Origin of the sequence: Flavobacterium piscisymbiosum, from assembly GCF_020905295.1 — a bacterium.
Classification (GTDB): Bacteria; Bacteroidota; Bacteroidia; order Flavobacteriales; family Flavobacteriaceae; genus Flavobacterium; species Flavobacterium piscisymbiosum.
The window spans coordinates 1,029,234-1,049,267 of the sequence record NZ_JAJJMM010000001.1 but is presented as its reverse complement, the minus strand read 5'-3'; the positions used below and the strand labels follow the sequence as shown (position 1 = coordinate 1,049,267).

The 20,034-nt window shown below is 32.7% G+C and carries 24 protein-coding genes; 9 read left to right on the top strand and 15 right to left on the bottom strand.

Translation table 11 applies throughout. The features are described from left to right. Positions 1-85 precede the first annotated feature (85 nt). The gene (gene metG / locus LNP81_RS04810; protein WP_230033820.1) at positions 86-2,149 is read right to left on the bottom strand and encodes a methionine--tRNA ligase; all 2,064 of its coding nucleotides are present in this window, start codon (positions 2,147-2,149) and stop codon (positions 86-88) included. A gap of 435 nt (positions 2,150-2,584) precedes the next feature. Between metG and LNP81_RS04805 the strand changes: the two genes are divergently transcribed. Beyond that, on the top strand, positions 2,585-2,812 hold the full coding sequence (locus LNP81_RS04805; protein ID WP_056248078.1) for a CDGSH iron-sulfur domain-containing protein: 228 nt from the start codon (positions 2,585-2,587) through the stop codon (positions 2,810-2,812). Positions 2,813-2,862: 50 nt separating this feature from the next. Here LNP81_RS04805 and LNP81_RS04800 read toward each other — a convergent pair whose 3' ends face one another. The 5 genes from LNP81_RS04800 to LNP81_RS04780 all read right to left on the bottom strand — a co-directional run bounded on the left by LNP81_RS04800 (position 2,863) and on the right by LNP81_RS04780 (position 5,808). Beyond that, positions 2,863-3,357: an SMI1/KNR4 family protein gene (locus LNP81_RS04800; RefSeq protein WP_230033818.1), complete on the bottom strand. Its 495-nt coding sequence runs from the start codon at positions 3,355-3,357 to the stop codon at positions 2,863-2,865. 5 nt (positions 3,358-3,362) lie between these two features. After that, positions 3,363-4,265, bottom strand: a complete 903-nt coding sequence (locus LNP81_RS04795) for a PhzF family phenazine biosynthesis protein (RefSeq protein ID WP_230033817.1) — start codon at positions 4,263-4,265, stop codon at positions 3,363-3,365. A gap of 267 nt (positions 4,266-4,532) precedes the next feature. Further along, a complete protein-coding gene (locus LNP81_RS04790; RefSeq protein ID WP_230033816.1) occupies positions 4,533-5,090 on the bottom strand; it encodes a YdeI/OmpD-associated family protein in 558 nt (185 codons plus the stop codon). Positions 5,091-5,101: 11 nt separating this feature from the next. Continuing rightward, complete coding sequence (locus LNP81_RS04785) at positions 5,102-5,590, bottom strand: hypothetical protein (protein WP_230033815.1); 489 nt, start codon at positions 5,588-5,590, stop codon at positions 5,102-5,104. A gap of 41 nt (positions 5,591-5,631) precedes the next feature. Further along, complete coding sequence (locus LNP81_RS04780) at positions 5,632-5,808, bottom strand: hypothetical protein (protein WP_230033813.1); 177 nt, start codon at positions 5,806-5,808, stop codon at positions 5,632-5,634. A 70-nt stretch (positions 5,809-5,878) separates the two neighbouring features. Here LNP81_RS04780 and LNP81_RS04775 point away from each other — a divergent pair, with 70 nt between their 5' ends. Further along, entirely contained in the window at positions 5,879-6,049 is a 171-nt protein-coding gene (locus LNP81_RS04775; RefSeq protein WP_168199925.1) for a hypothetical protein, read from the top strand. 22 nt (positions 6,050-6,071) lie between these two features. Here LNP81_RS04775 and LNP81_RS04770 read toward each other — a convergent pair whose 3' ends face one another. From LNP81_RS04770 to LNP81_RS04740, 8 genes are all read right to left on the bottom strand, one after another. After that, positions 6,072-6,563 carry a hypothetical protein gene (locus LNP81_RS04770; RefSeq protein WP_230033811.1) on the bottom strand — a complete coding sequence of 164 codons (492 nt, stop codon included), beginning with the start codon at positions 6,561-6,563 and terminating at the stop codon, positions 6,072-6,074. A gap of 55 nt (positions 6,564-6,618) precedes the next feature. After that, the gene (locus LNP81_RS04765; protein ID WP_230033809.1) at positions 6,619-7,092 is read right to left on the bottom strand and encodes a hypothetical protein; all 474 of its coding nucleotides are present in this window, start codon (positions 7,090-7,092) and stop codon (positions 6,619-6,621) included. After that, positions 7,073-7,507 (bottom strand): SMI1/KNR4 family protein, encoded by a 435-nt coding sequence (locus LNP81_RS04760; protein WP_230033807.1) that lies wholly within the window; start codon positions 7,505-7,507, stop codon positions 7,073-7,075. Before LNP81_RS04760 ends, LNP81_RS04765 begins: the two co-directional genes overlap by 20 nt. A 44-nt stretch (positions 7,508-7,551) precedes the next feature. Next, positions 7,552-7,833 carry a hypothetical protein gene (locus LNP81_RS04755; RefSeq protein ID WP_230033806.1) on the bottom strand — a complete coding sequence of 94 codons (282 nt, stop codon included), beginning with the start codon at positions 7,831-7,833 and terminating at the stop codon, positions 7,552-7,554. Between the two features lie 149 nt (positions 7,834-7,982). Further along, positions 7,983-8,744: an MBL fold metallo-hydrolase gene (locus LNP81_RS04750; RefSeq protein ID WP_230033805.1), complete on the bottom strand. Its 762-nt coding sequence runs from the start codon at positions 8,742-8,744 to the stop codon at positions 7,983-7,985. A 76-nt stretch (positions 8,745-8,820) separates the two neighbouring features. Next, positions 8,821-10,326 (bottom strand): NACHT domain-containing protein, encoded by a 1,506-nt coding sequence (locus tag LNP81_RS04745; protein ID WP_230033804.1) that lies wholly within the window; start codon positions 10,324-10,326, stop codon positions 8,821-8,823. A 12-nt stretch (positions 10,327-10,338) separates the two neighbouring features. Further along, positions 10,339-10,638 carry a pentapeptide repeat-containing protein gene (locus LNP81_RS27510; RefSeq protein WP_428979545.1) on the bottom strand — a complete coding sequence of 100 codons (300 nt, stop codon included), beginning with the start codon at positions 10,636-10,638 and terminating at the stop codon, positions 10,339-10,341. A 3-nt stretch (positions 10,639-10,641) separates the two neighbouring features. Continuing rightward, complete coding sequence (locus LNP81_RS04740) at positions 10,642-11,172, bottom strand: pentapeptide repeat-containing protein (RefSeq protein WP_230033803.1); 531 nt, start codon at positions 11,170-11,172, stop codon at positions 10,642-10,644. 296 nt (positions 11,173-11,468) lie between these two features. Here LNP81_RS04740 and LNP81_RS04735 point away from each other — a divergent pair, with 296 nt between their 5' ends. The 5 genes from LNP81_RS04735 (at position 11,469) to LNP81_RS04715 (ending at position 16,571) form a co-directional block, all read left to right on the top strand. Further along, positions 11,469-12,011 carry a DMP19 family protein gene (locus tag LNP81_RS04735; RefSeq protein ID WP_065451933.1) on the top strand — a complete coding sequence of 181 codons (543 nt, stop codon included), beginning with the start codon at positions 11,469-11,471 and terminating at the stop codon, positions 12,009-12,011. 406 nt (positions 12,012-12,417) lie between these two features. Continuing rightward, the gene (locus LNP81_RS04730) at positions 12,418-12,984 is read left to right on the top strand and encodes a hypothetical protein (protein ID WP_230033802.1); all 567 of its coding nucleotides are present in this window, start codon (positions 12,418-12,420) and stop codon (positions 12,982-12,984) included. 99 nt (positions 12,985-13,083) lie between these two features. Then, entirely contained in the window at positions 13,084-13,461 is a 378-nt protein-coding gene (locus LNP81_RS04725) for a PKD domain-containing protein (protein WP_230033801.1), read from the top strand. 106 nt (positions 13,462-13,567) lie between these two features. Continuing rightward, positions 13,568-15,112 carry a patatin-like phospholipase family protein gene (locus LNP81_RS04720; RefSeq protein WP_230033800.1) on the top strand — a complete coding sequence of 515 codons (1,545 nt, stop codon included), beginning with the start codon at positions 13,568-13,570 and terminating at the stop codon, positions 15,110-15,112. A gap of 40 nt (positions 15,113-15,152) precedes the next feature. Next, positions 15,153-16,571 (top strand): T9SS type A sorting domain-containing protein, encoded by a 1,419-nt coding sequence (locus LNP81_RS04715; RefSeq protein WP_230033798.1) that lies wholly within the window; start codon positions 15,153-15,155, stop codon positions 16,569-16,571. Between the two features lie 227 nt (positions 16,572-16,798). Here LNP81_RS04715 and LNP81_RS04710 read toward each other — a convergent pair whose 3' ends face one another. Continuing rightward, on the bottom strand, positions 16,799-17,407 hold the full coding sequence (locus LNP81_RS04710) for a DapH/DapD/GlmU-related protein (protein ID WP_255700733.1): 609 nt from the start codon (positions 17,405-17,407) through the stop codon (positions 16,799-16,801). 432 nt (positions 17,408-17,839) lie between these two features. Here LNP81_RS04710 and serS point away from each other — a divergent pair, with 432 nt between their 5' ends. Then, positions 17,840-19,111, top strand: coding sequence for a serine--tRNA ligase (serS, locus tag LNP81_RS04705; protein ID WP_230033796.1), 1,272 nt, complete (start codon positions 17,840-17,842; stop codon positions 19,109-19,111). Positions 19,112-19,201: 90 nt separating this feature from the next. Next, the gene (gene lgt / locus LNP81_RS04700) at positions 19,202-20,020 is read left to right on the top strand and encodes a prolipoprotein diacylglyceryl transferase (protein WP_230033795.1); all 819 of its coding nucleotides are present in this window, start codon (positions 19,202-19,204) and stop codon (positions 20,018-20,020) included. Positions 20,021-20,034: the final 14 nt, after the last annotated feature.

Here is a 20,034-nt window from a genome sequence, read left to right as displayed (position 1 = left end):
TTTTTTTCTACCAACCTGTAGTGCCTAACGGCACAAAAAAAAGATGCGCAATTGCGCATCTTTACTATTTTGATATTTATAAAACTTAGTTTATAGTTTCACCATTCGGCGCATCAGTATCAGGATTTACAAATACTAATTTTCCTTCGGCGTTTGTTGTCATTAAGATCATACCCTGGCTTTCAACTCCGCGTAGAGCTCTTGGCGCTAAGTTGGCTAAAACCGTAACACGTTTACCAATGATTTCTTCTGGCGAAAAGCTTTCGGCAATTCCTGAAACAATTGTACGAACGTCGATTCCGGTATCGATTTTAAGCACTAAAAGTTTGTTGGCTTTTGGCATTTTTTCGGCTTCAATGATTGTTCCTACGCGTAAATCCATTTTGGCGAAATCCTCATACTGAATCAATTCTTTTTGAGGTTCCGGCTGTTTGTTTTCGGCAAGATTTGCAGTTTTTGTAGCTTCCAATTTATCTATTTGTTTTTGTATTTCTTCGTCTTCTATTTTTGCGAAAAGCACATCGGCTTTTTCCGTTTGAATTTGATGATTTGGAGAAATTAATTCAGATGAATCTACAATATCATTCCATTTCAAATTACCATCTAATTTTAAAATTGAATTTAATTTTTTAGCTGTAAACGGTAAAAATGGTTCAGATAAAATGCTTAAAGCTGTTGTGATTTGCAACGCAACATACATTTGAGTTTTAACTCTTTCTGCATCTGTTTTAATTAATTTCCAAGGTTCCTCATCTGCCAGATATTTATTTCCAAGACGAGCCAAATTCATTAATTCGTTTAACGCTTCTCTAAATCTGTATCTTTCAATAGAGCTTGCAATTACTGCAGGATATGCTTTTACTTCTGCTAAAGCTGCTTCATCAACTTCATTAAATTTATTAGGGTTAGGAACAACTCCGTCATAATATTTTTGAGTAAGAACAACGACACGATTAACAAAGTTTCCTAAATTATCCGCAAGTTCATTGTTATTTCTAGCCTGGAAATCTTTCCATGTAAAATCGTTATCCTTAGTTTCGGGAGCGTTTGATGTTAATGCATAACGCAAAACGTCTTGTTTCTCCGGAAATTCTTCTAAATATTCGTGCAACCAAACCGCCCAATTTTTAGAAGTCGAAAGTTTATTTCCTTCCAAGTTTAAAAACTCATTTGCAGGAACATTGTCCGGCAAAATGTAGCTTCCTTCGGCTTTAAGCATCGCAGGGAAAATGATACAGTGAAAAACAATATTGTCTTTCCCGATAAAATGAACCAGTTTGGTGTCTTCATCCTTCCAATATGGTTCCCAGTCTTTTCCTTCGCGTAAAGCCCACTCTTTCGTAGATGAAATATATCCAATAGGCGCATCAAACCAAACATATAATTTTTTTCCTTCGGCACCTTCAACCGGAACATCAATTCCCCAATCAAGGTCACGCGTTACCGCACGAGGTTCCAATCCGCCATCAACCCAAGATTTTACTTGTCCGTAAACATTAGGTTTCCAGTCGTTTTTATGTCCAACCAAAATCCATTCTGTCAAGAACTCAGTATATCTGTCAAGAGGTAAAAACCAGTGTTTTGTAGATTTCAAGATCGGAGTTTCTCCGGTAATCGTCGATTTTGGGTTTATTAAATCCGTCGCATTCAAAGTCGATCCGCAATTTTCACACTGATCTCCGTAAGCTCCGTCATTGCCACATTTTGGGCAAGTTCCAACAACAAAACGATCTGCTAAAAACTGATCTGCTTTTGCATCGTACAATTGCTCTGTTGTTTCTTCAATAAAATCGCCTTTATCATACAATGTTCTAAAGAATTCCTGAGCCGTATCATGATGAATCTTAGCCGAAGTACGGGAATAATTATCAAACGAAATTCCGAAATCAGCGAATGATTTTCTGATAATTCCGTCATATTTATCAATAACTTCTTGTGGTGTAATTCCTTCTTTTTTGGCTTTCATCGAAATTGCAACCCCGTGTTCATCGCTTCCGCAAATAAACGCAACGTCTTTTCCTTGCAAACGTAAATATCTCGAATAAATATCTGCAGGCACGTAAACCCCCGCCAAATGCCCAATATGTATAGGTCCGTTGGTGTAAGGCAATGCCGCCGTAATAGTATATCTCTTAGGATTCTGTATCATAACTCAATTTTATTGAGTGCAAAAATAAGCAATAGAATTGAGAATTCTAAGTTTCGCAGAGATTCACGAAGGTTTTAGCAAAGATTCACGAAAGTTTTTTAATCTCGCAAAGTCACGAAGGCGCAAAGTTTATTCGCTATTGCTATGCGTATTGTAGACTGGACTGAAGTCCAGCCCTACAAGATAAGACGTTCCTTCGGAACTCGGCTCTGGACATTAGGGTGGTTTTTAATACATTCAAAAGTGAAACAAAAACTTTGCGCCTTCGAGCCTTTGCGAGATTAATTCTCATTTCTTAAAAAAATCTTCGTGAATCTCTGTGAAAACCTCTGTGGTAAAACCCATAAAATAGAACCAGTTTAAACTAGCTCCTCAATAAAAATCTTCAGAATTTATTTTGCAATCTTTGCTTTCGAAAAAAAACAAAAACAAGTTATGAGCAAGACAAAATTAATCATCAATAAAAACGGATCTATCAAAATCGAAGGTGATTTCGAAATAATGGATTCAGAAGGAACAGTTTACGGATTACAAGGAAGAGCAGCATTAGGACTTTGCCGTTGCGGATTATCTGCAAACAAACCTTTTTGCGACGGAGGACACCGTAATAATTTCGAACACGATTCTATCGCATTCGATTTACCACCAATGAAAACAAACTAAGAAAATATTCTGGTTAAGATATAAAGCTGCATTTTTTGATGCGGCTTTTTTTATGATTTATGTTGATCAATTATAAAGCGAAGAACATCTTCAAAATACTCTTTTAGATTTTCGTAAGGATGTTCACCCGGATACCAATTTGCAAACTTCCAATATTTCCATTCTTCGTCTTTTGATTTTGGAGGAAGTAGTAAAAAATATTGTTCTTCGGATATTCCTGCAATTTGTATAGCATTCTCTAATTCGGGTAAATATGCATAAGCTTCGATTACAAAATCATCAATATTTTTTAAGAAGTCAATGTTTTCTATATTTTCAAAACTTGGTTCGATATCATTTGGTGCTGAAAAACCATTAGTTATTCGAATGAATTCAATATAATCTTCTGGTAGTTTTATGCCAAGTTTGTTTTCTGCATCATTAATCTGTTTTTCGGTAGCCGGAACAGTTCCGAGCCAATTATTTTCAATTTGTTCAGATGTAAAATTGAAATCTTCGTATTTAATTGCTTTTTCCGAAATACTAATTAGTAAATTTTTGTTCATCCTTTCTATATATAAATTTCCCCCTTCATTGTAATAACCGCAGAACCACCCACCAAAATATCATTTTCTCTGGCCATAACTTCAATCAACGAAGGTTGATTTAGTTTTACGCCCTGCAGGATTTTATATTCGGTATTGGGTTTTGTGTATTTGGTTTTAGTTAAAAAACCTATTAAAGGTCCGGCAGCTGTTCCTGTAGCAGCATCTTCATCAATGCCAATTAGCGGATTAAAAAATCGGGCTTCGACTATATTTTCATGTTTTGCATCGAAAATGGTAAAGCAATAAAAACCTTCAAATCCGTACTCCTTGGAGATTTCAATTAAGCGTTTATTATCAGGAATGCAATCGTGCAGGAATCGTCTGTTTTTTATGGGAACCATTATATGGGCAACTTCGGTTTGAACAATTGTAGGCAGAAGATCACCAACCGTTAAATCGTCAATTGCCAAACCAATTGCTTTTGCTATTAGCGAAGCCGGAACTTCTTTTAGTGCAACAGCCGGTTTTTGATGCATTTGTACAATGGGATATTCTGTAACGGGATCAAAACTTGTAGTTAATGGTATTGGATTGTCTTTCATAATGACAAAATGATTGGTTTCGTTTTGTTCATGAAAAATGGAAATTTTTTTGAATAATGCCGCACAAACTGCACCTAATAAATTGTGTCCGGCGCCATCTACCTCAAAACCAGTTGGAGTAAAAGAGCGAACATTGAGCGCTTTTTGAATTGTAGAATAATAAACAAACGAAGTTTCAGAATAGCCAAATTCCTTTGCGATATTATGATAGGTTTCTAACTCCAGATTGCCATCAGTAAAAACAACAGACAACGGATTTCCTTTGTAACTTTTATTAGAGAATACATCCAAAACGTAGTATTCTAATGCTGTTCTATCTTTCATTATCATAGTTGTTTTTTGCACCATATAAGTGATGTAAGTTCATATTAAAAGCTACTACTTTGCATCTAAATTGTTTTAGTATAGAATGCTACTTTTTTCTATGTATTTTAAATCCAGTTTAAAGATTAAAAAAGAAAATCTGCTCAATCTGCTTAATCTGCGTGAAAAAATAATACATACAGATGTAACTTCAATACTTCAATTTTTTTCGATAGAATAAAGTTACCATTTGTCTTTTGATCTCAGTTACAAAGATTCGTTTTTCTTTTACAGCATTCTTTTTCCTTCGGCACTAAACTTTATCGCTTTTTCCAATCTTGCAATTCTGGTTTTTTCTTGTTTGGCGCTCATAATTACGTGAATTATTACCTTTTTGTACGATGGTGCCTGATTGTTGAAATATTCCCAAGCTGTTTTATTAGCTTTAAATTGCTTTTCGAGTTCAGGATCGAGAATATACGCTTCATTTTCATGAGAGTAAATTTTAGATCTTTCTTCAGACCTGAATTCGAAAGCTTTTATTCCGGCTTCTTTCATCAATCCGGCTTTTGTGAGTGTTTCGATTTTCTTGATATTGATAGCGCTCCAAATACTGGATTTTTTTCTTGGTGTAAACCTGATAGAATAACTTTCTTCATCAATCGATCTGCGAACGCCATCGATCCAGCCAAAACAGAGCGCCTGATCGACAGATTCTGACCAGGACATGGATGGTTTTTTGCTATTCACTTTATAAAAACCTACTAAAAGTTCTGTTTCTTTTTGGTGATGCTTTTCCAACCATGATCTAAATTGTTCTTGTGTTGGGAAGAAAGTTGCGTTCATTTAGTTAATTTTTATAAATTACTCGCTAATAGGCCAAATAAAAAAGAAAAGATTATCAATAAAATTAGATAGGATATAGCATCTCTTTTTTTCTTAGTTTCGACATAATATTTAAATGAAAATGGAATGTCATATTTATTGGATATAACTTTTAATATTTCATTTGCGAATTCATATGATTTTGTTTGGCTACTTAATTTTGTTTCTTCAATCACACAAAATCTGAAAAATTCTATTGCCTCAAATTCTCCCTTTTTTAAATAATAAATTACTGCTTCCTGACTTAAGTTTGACGATCTATGAGAGATATCTGCTATTTCGAATTGAAATTCTTTGATTTCTTCTGGGATAAGTATTATTTCTTTGGAGTTTATTTGATAGATTATTTTTTCGGCTAAAGTTATTTCCCAATCTATTTTTTTATTGGCCAAGTATAAATATTCGCATTTAATTTTTTCTTCTGCGATTTCAATTTTGCAATTATTGTATGATAACTTCATTTATTCTCAGAGATTTATTTTTTAAAAATCGCAAAATAATATTAATTGATTAATAGATCAATGTTTCTAATAATGAGCGAAACTACACCAATAATTATTAAATACTTACCCCATTTTTTTGCGTCCTGGTAATTTTTATTTTCTGTTGTTCTTACAAATAAACCTACACCAATAACGATTAGTGGAATTATAATATCTCGAAGTTTTTCAGGATCCATTTTTGCTTTTAAGACTTGTTCTCGCAATTAGTTCTTTATCTTTGTAAACGTAATTAAAGAAAATTAAATTATGGCAAAAGGTCCTGAGAAAAATACCAAAAACAAGGCTTTGCATACTAAATTGCTCAATAAGAAAAAGGCCAAACTTCAAGCCGAAAAAAAAGAACGTGCCTTACGTTTGAAAGCTTTAGTGGCCAAAATGAATGAAAAGAAGAATAATGACGAATCTGGTATTGTTTAATTTGCTGTTTGCTTTTGTTTTACTATTTGCAGATTTTATTATATTTTAGAATCAAATTTTTGTTGAAGGCAATTGGCATCAAAGAATCATTGGCTGTGTCGTATTCGTAAAGTTCGTTTTTAGACGGATCAAAAGTATATCTTGCAATAGTTGGCATTCGGTCAGGATAAGTTTCATGAAGATTTAATTCATAAGTTTCTGAGTAATCGAGGGAGTTGTCTCTTTTCGGATTCGGGCTTCCTTCAACTGTAATTCCAAAAGAAGTTCCTCCATTTTTTACAACAGCTTCGTATAAACCTTTTGTTCCTTCAACATAAGATGGCGCAGTTCTCAAAATTTCTAAAACAACATCAATGCAGGTTATAGAATCACTTATATTTTTAGTTGATACAGGTTTGATTGTATCTTTTGCAATTGTTTTTTCTGTATTTATTGTTGCCGGAGCTTTTATTGTTTCGGTTTTATGACAGGAAAATGTAATAATTAAGGCTAAAAGCAATGCATTCTTTTTCATCGATTATTCTTTATTTTATAGATGTTGTGTTCAATTCAAATTTCAATTTTGTGCTTTATTCCTCAAGTTCTTTCCAGCAAAGATCTATTTCTCGCTGAATTTCTTTTTCCAGTTTAGGAAGTTCGTTCTCAACCCAAAACTGACTTTCGTTGGTTAAATAAAATTCGTTTTCTTTAAGTTTAAATTCCATTGCTCCTTTGATCATTGCAATCATTTCATCAACTTCAGATGTTCCGTTTGCGAAGTTTGGACCTATTAGATATCTTAAAAGATCTTTTTCGTATTCAGGTTTATAATAGAGAATGTGACTTACTATTGGAAAATAGAAATAGAAAACAGTGTTTGTATTAGACGAAAATTGAATTTTATTGAGTTCGGAAACCAGAATGTGAGTTTGTGCTGTTGTGGTTTCCGGATTTAATTCTTTTAATAATTCGAAAGTGGTTTTTGCGCTCGCAAATCTTTCTCCAATTCTTTTTAGAGATGAAAAAGTTTCTTCAAATTCTGAGTTAGCTATTTTCGTCTTCATCTATTTGCATTTGTTCCCTAATGTAAGTATGAAAAGATTGATTAGTATAATATAGTTCTCCGCTTTCATGCCAAAATTCGACAACATTGCCGTCATTATTGTCAAAGTCAAAGCCTGAAAAGTCGCCACAATAATTATCTCCAAAAAAATATACATTAGATTTTAGCTCATAATGATCTTCAAGTCCAATATCTTCAAGATCAAAAAGAAAGGGATGGACTTTAAATTTACATTCTCTAAAATTTCCGGAACCAATTTCTTGCAAGTAAGCAATATAATCTTTCGGAATTTTTGGGTGTTTTTCAAGAATGTCTTTTATTTGATCATCTGTTAATATTTCTCTTTTGTTTGTTATATTATTAGGATCCTCGACTTTTTTTAGAAATTGTGTTTCTAAGTTGTAGTTTAAGCTCATGAAAATATATTTAATATATAAACTTAATGTTTTTTATGAGCATTTTACAAATTTAAAACCATTTTTATAATCCACAAGAATAAAATAAATCCCAGAAAAGAGAACTCCACTATATTTACTTTTTGATTCCCAAATTTTGTAACCAGAAACCGATCGATTATTATGAGAATAATAACCGGAAGCAAACCAAACAAAATATAAATTCCCATTAATCCGTCTGGTCCTGAATTTCCGTCGATGAGCATTATGGCATAAATTATTCCTACTATGAGAGAGCATATGCCTGAGACGTAAAATAAGGTGAGGTTTTTTGGTAGGTCATCCATAAACTAAGGGTTTTTACGTTTTTAATAGAGAACTGCTTTTTCGTATTTGAGTATTTCAGGATAGGATAAAGCATTCTCTTTGTTAACAGATGACCCTTTTGAAAAATGGTTGCGTTAAAATTTCTATTTTTTTTATAAAATTTTGCTTTTTAGTTCTTATAAAAATTAAACTCTTCGATATCATGATATCCAAAAACTTCGATTTCAGGATGTTCGTTTATTAAATTTCTGATTTTATCTAAAGTGCTCAATCGTAAATCGTTGTCTTCGGCTCGCATTTTTGCCAATTGGTTTACGGGATGATCGCTATTGGTAAGTTCAATTCGCATATAATAAGCATCGGCAATATAAAATAACCATCCTTTTTCTGTTTTTATCGCAACACCGCAATGTCCTAATGTATGTCCGAAAAGGGGAATTAGGTAAATTTCTGTTTCAGTATCGATGTCGACTTTTCTGGCTTCGAATCCAAACCAGTTCAAATCTAATTTTTCGTAGGTTTTTATTGTTGGCTGATGCGATAAAGGTGTTTTTAAATACCTTGGATTTCCTGAAATATAGTTGTCGCATTCTTCCAATCCAACGTGAACGGTTGCGTTTGGAAAATCTGCCAAACCGCCAATATGATCATTATCGAGATGAGAAATAATACAATCGGTCACTTTTTCCGGATCAAGTCCCAGTTTTTCGATTTGTCTTATTGCGGTTTGATTTTCATCAAAACGATATCCAACCATATCTATAAGTTGTTGACCGATTCTTTCTTCCGGGTTTTGAATGTCTAAAAGACCAATTCCGGTATCGACTAAAATGAGTTTGTCGTTTTCCTGAATCAATAAACAATGTCCGCAAACATTGTCGTTTACGGGTGAAACAATTTTCACGCAGTTGAGGTGGTGTATTTGGGGCATGAGGATTTTGTTTTTGATTGATGTTTCCAAATCAGCCTTGTAACATGAAAAAAAGCAAATGATTTATTTGATGTTTTTATAAAACATCAAATAAATCATTTGAAAAGCTATTATTATCATCATTTATAAATTCAAGTTCCAACATATTTAGTGTTTCATACAAATCATATTTAGGTCCATATTTTTCAGCTATATATGGTATTATAGTTCCATTTTTTATATCACGAAAATTTTCTTCATCTGAAAAATTGATAGTATTCTTTAAGTAATTTTTCAATAATGCTATTATATAATATTTAGTAAAGTACTTATAGTCTAATTCGTGTAAAAAATCATAAAAATTTTGACTCAAATAAATTCTACTGTTTCTTGCTAGTTTGTTGTAAAATTCTTGTTTAAAAGTGTTGTCTAGTCTGCTAATAAATAAACAAGTAAGATATTCTAATATTAAAATGTGAGGAAAAATATAATGATTTTCTTCATCTAAAAGTATATTTATTGTAATTGTTAAATCAAATAATAATTTTTCATTCTCAAAAGCTATTTTTGTTGTTCTTTTTATGATATCAAATTCTTTGTAAATATCATCCTTAGATAGTTCGAATTTTCCAGAAAAAAGCATTCTAAATGCAAGAGCTGTTGTTATTTTTTCAAGTTCATCTTTGTTTAATTCTGAGATTTTATCCCTTACATAACCTAATTTAGATATAGAATCATGATGTGAGAATAGTGCATCAATGATATTTCTAAAGAAGATACTTTTTTTATCTAAAAAGTTTTTATTGCCATTATTGTAAGAAGCAATATAAAGTGATAAGAATAAAGGTATATTAAGAATCCCCTTTAAATTATAATTATTCTTAATATTGTCAAGAATATCTCTTTTTAGTTTATTAGGTAAATTTATTTTATTAACATATAAATAAATATCGTCAGAATTTAAAGGATTAATATTAAAAATATGTAAGGGTGGAATACTTTCAATATTTGTACCAGGACGAGAAGTCATAACAAAAATGTTGTTATTATATTTGTTAATAAAACTGTCAATTTTAGTTATAAAATCATTACCTTCTACGTAGTCAATTTCATCAAATCCATCAAATAAAAATATAAATTCTCCAGATTTAAATAAGGATTTTATTTGATCAGGAAAATCTTCGTTAACTGATGAAGCAATATAATCTTCAAAACTTAAAATTTTAGATTCTAAGTTTCTAAGTTCAATATAAATAGGTATTTTATATTGATTTTCAATACAAGAAAGTGCAATGTGTTTTAGTATGGTTGTTTTGCCACTACCTGCAGAACCAATAATTCCAATATACTCATATTCCTTTATTAAATTAATTGGATCATTTACTCTGAAATTTTTTGTTTTACTTGTTAATGTTAATGGGATATAATTTTCGTTAAAATTGATTGGCTCATTTCTGAAAATTAAGTTTTTTGTTTGATTTAATTTATTGTATTCTTTATTTATATATTGTTCTAATGATTGATGTATTTTCATTACATCTTCATGATTTCTCTTATATCCTAAATATTTAGATATAATTTCTTCTATAATATAGTTAAGCATAATTAATCTTATTTAGTTTATATTTGGAATATTTACTGAAGTGCTATAATTACAACTTGCTAATTCGGAAGATTTATGCCAATCTTCTACATTTTTAAGATCACATCTTTCAAATGTAGAATTTTTTAAATTAGTGTTGTTGAAATTTGCTCCGGTTAAATTACATTCTATAAATTTTGCTCTCGTTAAATTGGAAAGTTTAAATGTAGCTCTATCAAATTTGGAATTATTAATCTGAACATCAATTAATTCTACAAGTTCAAAATTGGAATTTAAAAAATCAGAATTGGAAATTTTCGAATTGTTAAGTATTGATCAATACAAATTAGAATTTTTAAGTACGGTTTTGTCAAATATCGCATTTTCAAAATTACTTTCTCTTAATTCGGCATTTAGAAAACTGGTATTTTTTAAATTTGCATATTTAAAGATCGCTTTATTTAGTAATGCGTTGTTAAAAATAGTGTTTTCCAAACAGGCATTAGAGAAATCCAATCCCTCTAAATTTGCTTTTGATAAATCTATCCCGTTCAAGCTGCCATCTGTTAAATAGCCTAGTTCCTTAATCTCTTTTAGTGCCCTAGAAGTGAACCCTTTGTCTTCGCTTCCTAGTTCTCTAATAAGTCGTTTTTTGTTGTTTTCAATTTCTTTGTTCTCATAAAGATAATTTATCAATAAAATCGTAGCAGAAATACTTAAAAGTTCAAAAGAAAAATTTGCATATGTATCTTGTACGAATGGTTTAAAAATCCAACTTTCAGGATAATTATGGAAGATTAAGAGTGTTAGAACACCAATGGCAAGGCTGATGTAACCAATTCTTTTTATAATTTTTGCGTTTTCCAAAATTGAATAGTTTATTTATTTGAAAGTGTATGTATAATTACTTTAAATAAGGATGGTTAATTAGATTAAATTTTTGTGGTGCTAAAATACTTTTTTTACTTCAAAAATCTCATAAAATAAAATCTTCTTATAAAAACTGATTCGCGTTAGGGATAGTAGCGAAAAGCCCACAGCCTGACGAAGGAAGTGCGAGGACTTGCAGCGAATAGCCCGACCGGAGGGAACGCCCAAAAAATTATTGTGAATCCTATTATTATTTCATCGAAATTTGCAAATCAATCTTAAAAAATATCAAAATGGAGGAGTTCGGTAGAATACTAGTTTCTGAAACGGCAATGAATAGTGAAAATCTTCAGGATGTGATTCATTCTAATATTTCGGTAATTAATTTAATGCGTGAGGAAGGTGTCGATGACGAGTTTATTCACGAAGATGCGTTGATGAGTTATTATCTCGATTATTACTATTCGCAATATGCGGAAGGGAATTTTTCGCAGTTTGTTTATAAATCGGGTTGGAACAAGGAATTGAACGAACTTATCGAAGAAGGTTTGGCTTTAATTGGCGCCGAAAAACATCTTGAATTGTTTCAGCAACAAAGCAAAAAGGTAAAACTAATGAGCAGCGTAAAGCTGAATAAATTTGTAAGCGGAAAACTGGAAGGTGTAAATCCGGTTCGCGATTCTTTGAATAATGATACGTTTTTTGAACTTGAAGAAAACCTGATTACGCTAAATGCTAATTTCCTGAAAAACCATCCTGATTTCGAAGTACTTTCTGTAGATGATATGTTTGCTGCTTTGGAGGAATATGTGGGGCATGAGATTAAGAGGGCTTAAGTTTTTTTAACCGCAAGCAGCGCAAAGTTTTTTATTAGCTATGTCAGGCTGAGCGGAGTCGAAGCCCCGCAAATTTTTTTAGAAAGAGCCTTTGGCTCGATTTATATTGTAGGGATGGATTTTAATCCATCTGCGCAAAGATTATAAAGCATTTTTTGTTTCACGCTGATTTTAAAAGATTTTAGCAGATTTAAAAAATCACTTTAATCTTTTAATATGTGGCTTTAAAATAAAACTTTAAGCCTTTGCTCCCGATAGCTATCGGGATTGCGCGATTAATTAAAACTTATTAAAAAAACTTTGCGGGGCTTGGACTTCGCTCAGCCTGACATAGCTAATAAAAAACTTTGTGTATCTCTGTGGTAAAATGCTTAATTTTAGTTCTTTATAAAATCGAAATTGTTTTATGGAAGAACTAACACACATCAAATCGATTATCGGGATTATTTTGGGTTTGAGTCTCACGCACCTTATTCGAGGATCTGTGATTTTTATTCACCATCCGGGACGTAAGAAAATCTATTTTGTGCACTCGCTTTGGGTGTTTTATGTTTTTTTGCTGATTATTCATTTTTGGTGGTGGGAGTTTAACTTGAAGTTAATTCACGAATGGTATTTTGCTGATTATTTCTTTATCATTTGTTATATCCTGATTTATTATTTGTTGTGCGCTATTTTGTATCCTGATGATTTGGCGGATTATACAGGTTATGAAGATTATTTTTATTCGCGTAAGAATTGGTTTTTTGCTATTCTGACGATAAGTTTTGGAGCCGATATTATCGATACGGCGATAAAGGGCGGGAACTACTTTTTGTACAATCAAAACGAATATTTTGTTCGCATTATCATTCATATTATTTTGTGCCTGGTGGCAATTAAGGTGCATAATAAAGCTTTTCATACGGTTTTGGTCATCATTTTTATTGTTTATGAACTCTCATATATTTTGAGATTGTTTAATGTTGAATAAAAAATAGTTTTGGTGATAATTATCAAAAAAACAATAAGTGATATTTATTATATTTGTGAAAATAACATTGTTAAAAACAAACCACTAAAAATTACTGTCATGAAAAGTAAATCTCCAATTTTGATGATTGCCGCATTATTTGTTTTAAGTATTTCGTGCAGTAAAAGTGATATAGATAAAGGACTGGATTGCGTAGGAGAGTCTTTATTTGAGAAGGTAAAACATTCGACAGATGCTACTAATCCTAAAAAAATAGATTTTACAGTTGAATATTCGGGAACGAATACTTTGAAATCTGTAAAATTTACTTTTGGCGATGGTACGCCTGCAGAGACAGTTGCAGCAACGGGAACAACGGTTTCTATTTCGCATGTTTATAGCGCAGCGGGTACTTATACTGCAAAGGCGGATATTACGGTTCAGAATGGAGGGGCAACTTGTACATCCTCGCCAACAAGAAGTATTACTGTAAATTAGAGAATTGTGTTTTTTGAATGTTAAAGATTTCATTAGTTAATATTTAACTTGGTTAAGTTTCTCGTAATTTTGCTTTTACTGATTTAGCAATAAAAAAAGCCACAAAATGAGATACAAACACTTCCAGATATTGCTGTTGCTTTTTCTTCAGATAGGATTTTCTCAAAACAAAATCAACCTTTTTTCAGAAATCAATTATAGTTCGATTCCATCGGTTTCATTAGACGATTATAAGTCGGTTCAGGAACGCGATAAAAAGTTCCAGAATCCTAATATCGCTTTAGGAATAGGGATTTCGGGCGGAGGTTCGAGAGCTCAGTTTTTTAGTATGGGCGTGCTTTTGGGATTAGAGGAAATTCAGGAAAACGATTCTCAGCGTAATTTCCTGAACGAAATTGATTATTTCTCTACCGTTTCAGGAGGTTGCTTTTCGGCTGGATATTATCTTACGATTCTTAAAAATAAATTGTTTCAGGATAATTGTTCCTTCAACGAATTTTACTTTTCTAAGGCCGATGCTTATAAGGATTACGTCGATAAATCGGCTAATATTTTATCTCTTTTAAATAATACCCGAAACGAAAAAGGCGATAAAATATCGATGACGCAACGCATAGACGCAGATATTTTGCAATACGACGCTATAAATCCTGATAACACCAATAAGTTTAATTCTCAAATGATGTTGTCGGATTTTTTTGTTCCAAAGAGCAGCAAATCAGTCCCATCTTTACCCATGTTTGTGGCCAACGGAACGGCTTTTAATAATGGCGAACGTATTCCGTTTATGCCGCATATTATTCGCGGTCTGAATTTGAATTCGTCTCTGGCGCCCAACAAAGCTGCTATTTCATTAAATGAAAATAAGGTAAATGATGGATATGATTTTCCGCTTACTTATGCCATTACGGCAAGTTCGGCTTTTCCGGGCGTTTTGCCAAAAGTGAAATTTGGCGTTAAAAATCAGGATAAAATATTGTGTATTGTCGATGGTGGAGCTTCGGACAATATGGGATATAAAACTCTCGTAGAGTTGCTACATAACGATACAAAAGTGAGTGATAAAAACAAGAAAGCGCTTTTTATTGATTGCCTCGGACAAGGAAAAAAAACGCCGTATATAACCGATGCCAAAATAAGGTTGATTTCGTTGTTCGAAACTGCTTCTTTATACACGGTTCAGACGCGTTACATGACTTTTGATAAAGATGTCGAAAATACTTTTGAACGTTATAAAATACCAGTTTCGAATTATCAGATTATTGGGTTTACCACGATTAGGGATTATTTGGTAAAAATGGAAAAAGATTATCCCTATGAAGATTTAGTTTTTGAATTGAAAAATACCAATGACGAAGCGAGCAGCTGGGTAAAATTATTTGGCACTTTTAAGCAGGAACTAATAATGAAGTTTGGTGAGGATTCGTTTAAAAAAGATAAAGACGGCGAAATAATTGTGGCTACTTTAAGCAAAGAAAAATTCAAAGCTTTATCTGCCAGGCAAGTTTTATTATTGTACGAATATGCCTCACACGTAGAAACCAAACTAAGAATTACGCCTGACGAAAGAGAGGTTTTGTTGCTTTCAGGACGTTTTGCCGCGTATTTAAAAACCAATGAATTAAGAGAATTATTGGTAGAACATAAGTAATTTTACCCGAAATTTGATTTTCTATTTAATTCTTACCACTTTGAAAGAACAGCTTATTCTATCTAAAAAAATAATGTTTGCCTTATTGCTTTTTCCGGTTTTGCTAACTGCTCAGGAAATAAGCAAGGAAAAACCAGAAGATGTTTCCCGTTACTTTTATAATGATCATGTTGTTTCTGTCGAAATTTGGTACGGACCTGATAATAAACCGGACAGCACTAAAACCTATTATCCTAACGGAAAGCTGAATGAAGTTTTTTATTATGATGGTAAAGGTTTAAAAAATGCCGATTCTTTTCAGTACAATAAACAAGGAGAAAAACTCGTAACCTGGAATTATTCGCACGGAAAATTAGTAAGCAGAACAGATCATAAATTGCCTTTTGGCAAAGAGAGGGAAGAAGGCGTAAAGAAAGCACTCAAATTACTGACCGAAATCAATACTAAAACCAATTACAACCCTTTACAAGTCAATGATTTATTCAATCGCGGGGTTTTAAGTATTAGTCTTGGCAATACCACATTGGCACTTGAAGATTTAAAAAAAGTTGAATATTCTGTAGATAAAGACCCTAAAAATAAAGCGTTGTCTGATTCTTTGGCAGAAAAGAAAGATGTGTTCCGAAGCAAGCTTTACGATAGACTGGCAAATATTTATGCGTCACTCGATATGGATAATTTTGCTTTTAATTATTATTACAAAGCCGTAAAAAATGCTCCTGAAGATCTGCGTATTTTGTACAGCTTTGCTACTTTGCTGCAAGACCGAAAAGCGTATGACCTGGCAGCTTATTATTTTGAAAACATCGTAACTCAAAAACCGGATCATGCCAATGCAAGATGGGCGCTTGCCAGATTATATAGTGATATGGGCGAATATCAAAAAGCAATGGAGAATATTACAATTGCTTTTAAATTCGAAAAAGCCATAATCGATAATAAAGTATATGGCGGAAGGGATTTAAGAACGACAAGAGGTTTGCTATACCATAAATTAGGAGAATCTGACAAAGGAATTGCTGATTTGAAAGAAGCATTGAAAACAGATAAGAATAATTCTTATGCCATGAAAAATCTTGGTATTATCTATCTGGATCAGCATAAAAATAAAAAAGCGTGCGAGTTGTTTCAGCAAGCAAAAGCGCTCAAGTATGATTTATTTTATGATGAGAAAGATTTGCCGTCGTTATTACAAACTGCCTGTAATAATGCCGAACCTGAACTGAAAGATATTAAAAAGCCTTCCGTTTTACCAAATCCTGTTTCCGGCGTTGTTTCTATTGAGAATTTAAAAACTAAAAATTTTGATTTCGAGTTCTTTGATTTCGAATCAAAAAGCGCCTTAAAAGGTAAAACTACAGACGGAACTATAAATGTTATTGCTTTAAATTCGGGATTTTATATTTTGAAAGTTACGGCTGAAGGAATTGAGGAAACATTTAAGTTGATTAAAGAATAAAATCAAATTAATCAAAATGTAGCTTCAGAGAAGCGTCATATTTATAGAAAACGATATTGATTTTGTCTTAAAGCTCCATCGGAGCGATATATGTATCTGTAAAATATGTCACCCCGCTGGGGTTCTGGATTCAATTGAATTTTCTATTTCTATAAATATTTCACCCCGTTGGGGTTCAGTCCATTCAGAATTTCAAAAAAAATTTGTGCATCTCTGCGGAATAACTATTATTCCAAGACCACCTGCTCAATCAATTCCAGTCTTTTTACAATCGAATTTTTAACTAAAATAGTTCCCGGCGATAATACTGCATTTGCTCCAATTCTTGAATTATCTCCCACCAAAGAGCCAAATTTATCTGAGTTTGTTTCGATAACCTGCGAATCATAGAGTACAGATATTTTTTTATTCGTTCTTTCGTTGTAATGATTGGCTGCGATCGAACCTGCTTCAAAATTGATGTTTCGTCCAATTATACTATTTCCGATATAATTAAAATGGGCAATTGCGGTATTCGAGCAAATAATACTGCTTTTGATTTCGCAACCCGGACCAATTTTTACCGATTGATCTAAATAAACGCCTTCTCTAAAATAAGCATTTGCACCAATGTAACAGTTTTCGCCAATAATAGCAGGTTTTTTAATCGTTACATTATTTTCGATAATGGCTGATTTATGAATGGCGATATTGTCTTGAATAATATAATCATCACCCAGATTCAAAATCATTTTTTCGATTATAGTTTTGAGGTCATTTGTAATATTCCAGGGTTCAGATGGAGAAAGGTCAGTAAAAGTCTTTGAGAAATCTTCGATAAAATGGTCGATAAGCATGATGATAATTTTTTAATTGCAATTTACTTATTTTTTATTTTCGAAAATGTAGAGTTTCGCAGAGATTCACAAAGTTTTTCACAGAGTTTCGCGAAGGGATATTTAAAAAGAGCTTTTTTCAACGAATTGAATTCTAAAAATAAAGCTCCATTGGAGTGTCATATTTATATGTAAAATATGTCACCCCGCTGGGGTTCTGGATTTAATTGAATTTTCTATTTCTATAAATATTTCACCCCGCTGGGGCTCAATCCGTTCAGAATTTCAAAAAATCTTTGTGTATCTCTGTGTAACTTTTGCGAATCTCTGTGTAACCTCTATACGTAATAACCCCCGAAATAACTTTAGAATCAACTTTGTCGTGATCTTATAAAACATTTCCTTAAATTTGCTTCCGTTATAAAAAAATACAATAGTTATAAAAATCAAGCTATGTTACAAATCGCATTTATTAGAGAGAATCAGGAGAAAGTAATCAAGGCTTTAGCAAAACGAAATATCGATGCTAAAAGCGTTGTTGAAGAAGTCGTGCAATTAGACGAAAACCGTCGTGCCACACAAGTTGAATTAGACAACACTTTATCTGAATCTAATAAATTATCCAAAGACATTGGAGAATTAATGAAAGCGGGAGAGAAAGCTAAAGCGGCAATCTTAAAAGAAAAAACGGTTTCATTAAAAGAAAAAAGTAAAGAATTAGGCGAAAAAGCAGAAGCTTTGGCAACCGAACTAACCAATTTATTATATACTTTACCCAATCTTCCGGCTGATATTGTTCCTGAAGGAAAAACTCCAGACGATAACTTAAATGTTTTTGAAGAAGGCGATATTCCGGTTCTTCACGAAGGTGCACAACCTCACTGGGAATTGGTAAAAAAATACGATATCATCGATTTCGAGTTGGGTGTAAAAATTGCTGGTGCTGGTTTTCCTGTTTATAAAGGAAAAGGAGCTCGTTTGCAACGTGCCTTAATCAATTACTTTTTAGATAAAAATACAGCTGCAGGATATAATGAAGTTCAGGTTCCACATTTGGTAAACGAAGCTTCAGGTTACGGAACAGGACAATTACCTGATAAAGAAGGACAAATGTATCACTCAACAATTGATGATTTATATCTAATTCCAACTGCTGAGGTTCCGGTTACGAATTTGTTCCGCGATGTTATTTTAAACGAAAGTGAATTACCGGTTTTACATACCGCTTACACGCCATGTTTCCGTCGTGAAGCAGGTTCTTACGGAGCTCACGTGCGCGGATTAAACCGTTTGCACCAATTTGATAAAGTAGAAATCGTGCGTGTAGAACATCCGGATAATTCTTATGCAGCACTTGACGGAATGGTAGAACACGTAAAAGATATTTTGAAAGAATTGAAATTGCCATACAGAGTTTTACGTTTATGTGGTGGAGATATGGGTTTCACATCGGCTTTGACGTATGATTTTGAAGTGTTTTCTACTGCGCAGGATCGTTGGTTAGAGATCAGTTCTGTTTCTAACTTCGAGACTTTTCAGGCGAATCGTTTGAAATTGCGTTTCAAAGACAAAGACGGAAAAAACCAATTGGCACACACGCTTAACGGAAGTTCATTGGCTTTGCCAAGAGTTTTAGCCGGAATATTAGAAAATTACCAAACTCCGGAAGGAATCGTAATTCCAGAAGTTTTACGCCCTTACTGCGGATTTGATATTATAAATTAAGATTAAAATAAGTGTACAGTCGCAGTGACAGTTTACAGTTTTTGACTGTGACTGTAAACTGCGACTGAATGCTTTAATAAAGAACCTATTATGAGTAACGGAATTTTAAATTGGAATGTAGATCCGGTTATTGTCATGATAACAGATAGTTTTCCTTTAAAATATTATGGAGCTCTTTTTGCTATCGGACTTTTACTGGGGTATTATATCGTAAGAAGCATTTATAAAAAAGAACATCTTTCGCTGGATAATCTGGATAGTTTATTGGTTTATGTAATTGTCGGGACAATTTTGGGCGCCAGATTAGGGCATTGTTTCTTTTATGAGCCGTCTTATTTTTTACAGCATCCAATAGAAATTCTTTTGCCAATTCAAAAAGTAGCGGGAGTTTATAAATTTGTTGGTTATCAAGGTCTGGCAAGTCACGGAGGATCGATTGGTGTTTTGATAGCAATGATTTTATATTGCCGAAAATACAATGTTAAGTTCTTATGGATTTTAGATAAAATGGCCATTGGAGTTCCAGTTACAGGCGCTTTTATAAGGTTTGGGAATTTTATGAATTCTGAAATCTACGGAAAACCCACGAACGGAAACTGGGGAGTTGTTTTTCAAAGAGATGATATGATCCCAAGACATCCAACACAATTGTATGAGGCATTTGCTTATCTATTGATTTTCGTAATTGTTCTTTATCTTTATAAAACAGAAAAGTTTAAAAAAGCAGATGGATTTATCTTCGGATGTTTCTTAACTTTAATGTTTGTGGCCCGATTTATAATCGAATTTTTCAAAGAAAATCAAGAAGCCTTCGAGAATGATATGATTATTAATATGGGGCAAATACTAAGTATTCCTTTTATTTTAATTGGTGTAGCTTTGATAATCTGGAAATCGAAGAAGGTTTAGTGTGCAGTCGCGGT

Coding starts and splice junctions, on each gene's coding strand:
- LNP81_RS04725 (WP_230033801.1), top strand. CDS start 13,084: ATGAAAAGTAAATCTCCAATTTTGATGATTGCCGCATTATTTGTTTTA.
- LNP81_RS04745 (WP_230033804.1), bottom strand. CDS start 10,326: ATGCTTAACTATATTATAGAAGAAATTATATCTAAATATTTAGGATAT.
- LNP81_RS04730 (WP_230033802.1), top strand. CDS start 12,418: ATGGAAGAACTAACACACATCAAATCGATTATCGGGATTATTTTGGGT.
- serS (WP_230033796.1), top strand. CDS start 17,840: ATGTTACAAATCGCATTTATTAGAGAGAATCAGGAGAAAGTAATCAAG.
- LNP81_RS04760 (WP_230033807.1), bottom strand. CDS start 7,507: ATGAGCTTAAACTACAACTTAGAAACACAATTTCTAAAAAAAGTCGAG.
- LNP81_RS04720 (WP_230033800.1), top strand. CDS start 13,568: ATGAGATACAAACACTTCCAGATATTGCTGTTGCTTTTTCTTCAGATA.
- lgt (WP_230033795.1), top strand. CDS start 19,202: ATGAGTAACGGAATTTTAAATTGGAATGTAGATCCGGTTATTGTCATG.
- LNP81_RS04710 (WP_255700733.1), bottom strand. CDS start 17,407: ATGCTTATCGACCATTTTATCGAAGATTTCTCAAAGACTTTTACTGAC.
- LNP81_RS04795 (WP_230033817.1), bottom strand. CDS start 4,265: ATGAAAGATAGAACAGCATTAGAATACTACGTTTTGGATGTATTCTCT.
- LNP81_RS04805 (WP_056248078.1), top strand. CDS start 2,585: ATGAGCAAGACAAAATTAATCATCAATAAAAACGGATCTATCAAAATC.
- LNP81_RS04800 (WP_230033818.1), bottom strand. CDS start 3,357: ATGAACAAAAATTTACTAATTAGTATTTCGGAAAAAGCAATTAAATAC.
- LNP81_RS04755 (WP_230033806.1), bottom strand. CDS start 7,833: ATGGATGACCTACCAAAAAACCTCACCTTATTTTACGTCTCAGGCATA.
- LNP81_RS04780 (WP_230033813.1), bottom strand. CDS start 5,808: ATGGATCCTGAAAAACTTCGAGATATTATAATTCCACTAATCGTTATT.
- LNP81_RS04785 (WP_230033815.1), bottom strand. CDS start 5,590: ATGAAGTTATCATACAATAATTGCAAAATTGAAATCGCAGAAGAAAAA.
- LNP81_RS04770 (WP_230033811.1), bottom strand. CDS start 6,563: ATGAAAAAGAATGCATTGCTTTTAGCCTTAATTATTACATTTTCCTGT.
- LNP81_RS04775 (WP_168199925.1), top strand. CDS start 5,879: ATGGCAAAAGGTCCTGAGAAAAATACCAAAAACAAGGCTTTGCATACT.
- LNP81_RS04790 (WP_230033816.1), bottom strand. CDS start 5,090: ATGAACGCAACTTTCTTCCCAACACAAGAACAATTTAGATCATGGTTG.
- LNP81_RS04750 (WP_230033805.1), bottom strand. CDS start 8,744: ATGCCCCAAATACACCACCTCAACTGCGTGAAAATTGTTTCACCCGTA.
- LNP81_RS04735 (WP_065451933.1), top strand. CDS start 11,469: ATGGAGGAGTTCGGTAGAATACTAGTTTCTGAAACGGCAATGAATAGT.
- metG (WP_230033820.1), bottom strand. CDS start 2,149: ATGATACAGAATCCTAAGAGATATACTATTACGGCGGCATTGCCTTAC.
- LNP81_RS04765 (WP_230033809.1), bottom strand. CDS start 7,092: ATGAAGACGAAAATAGCTAACTCAGAATTTGAAGAAACTTTTTCATCT.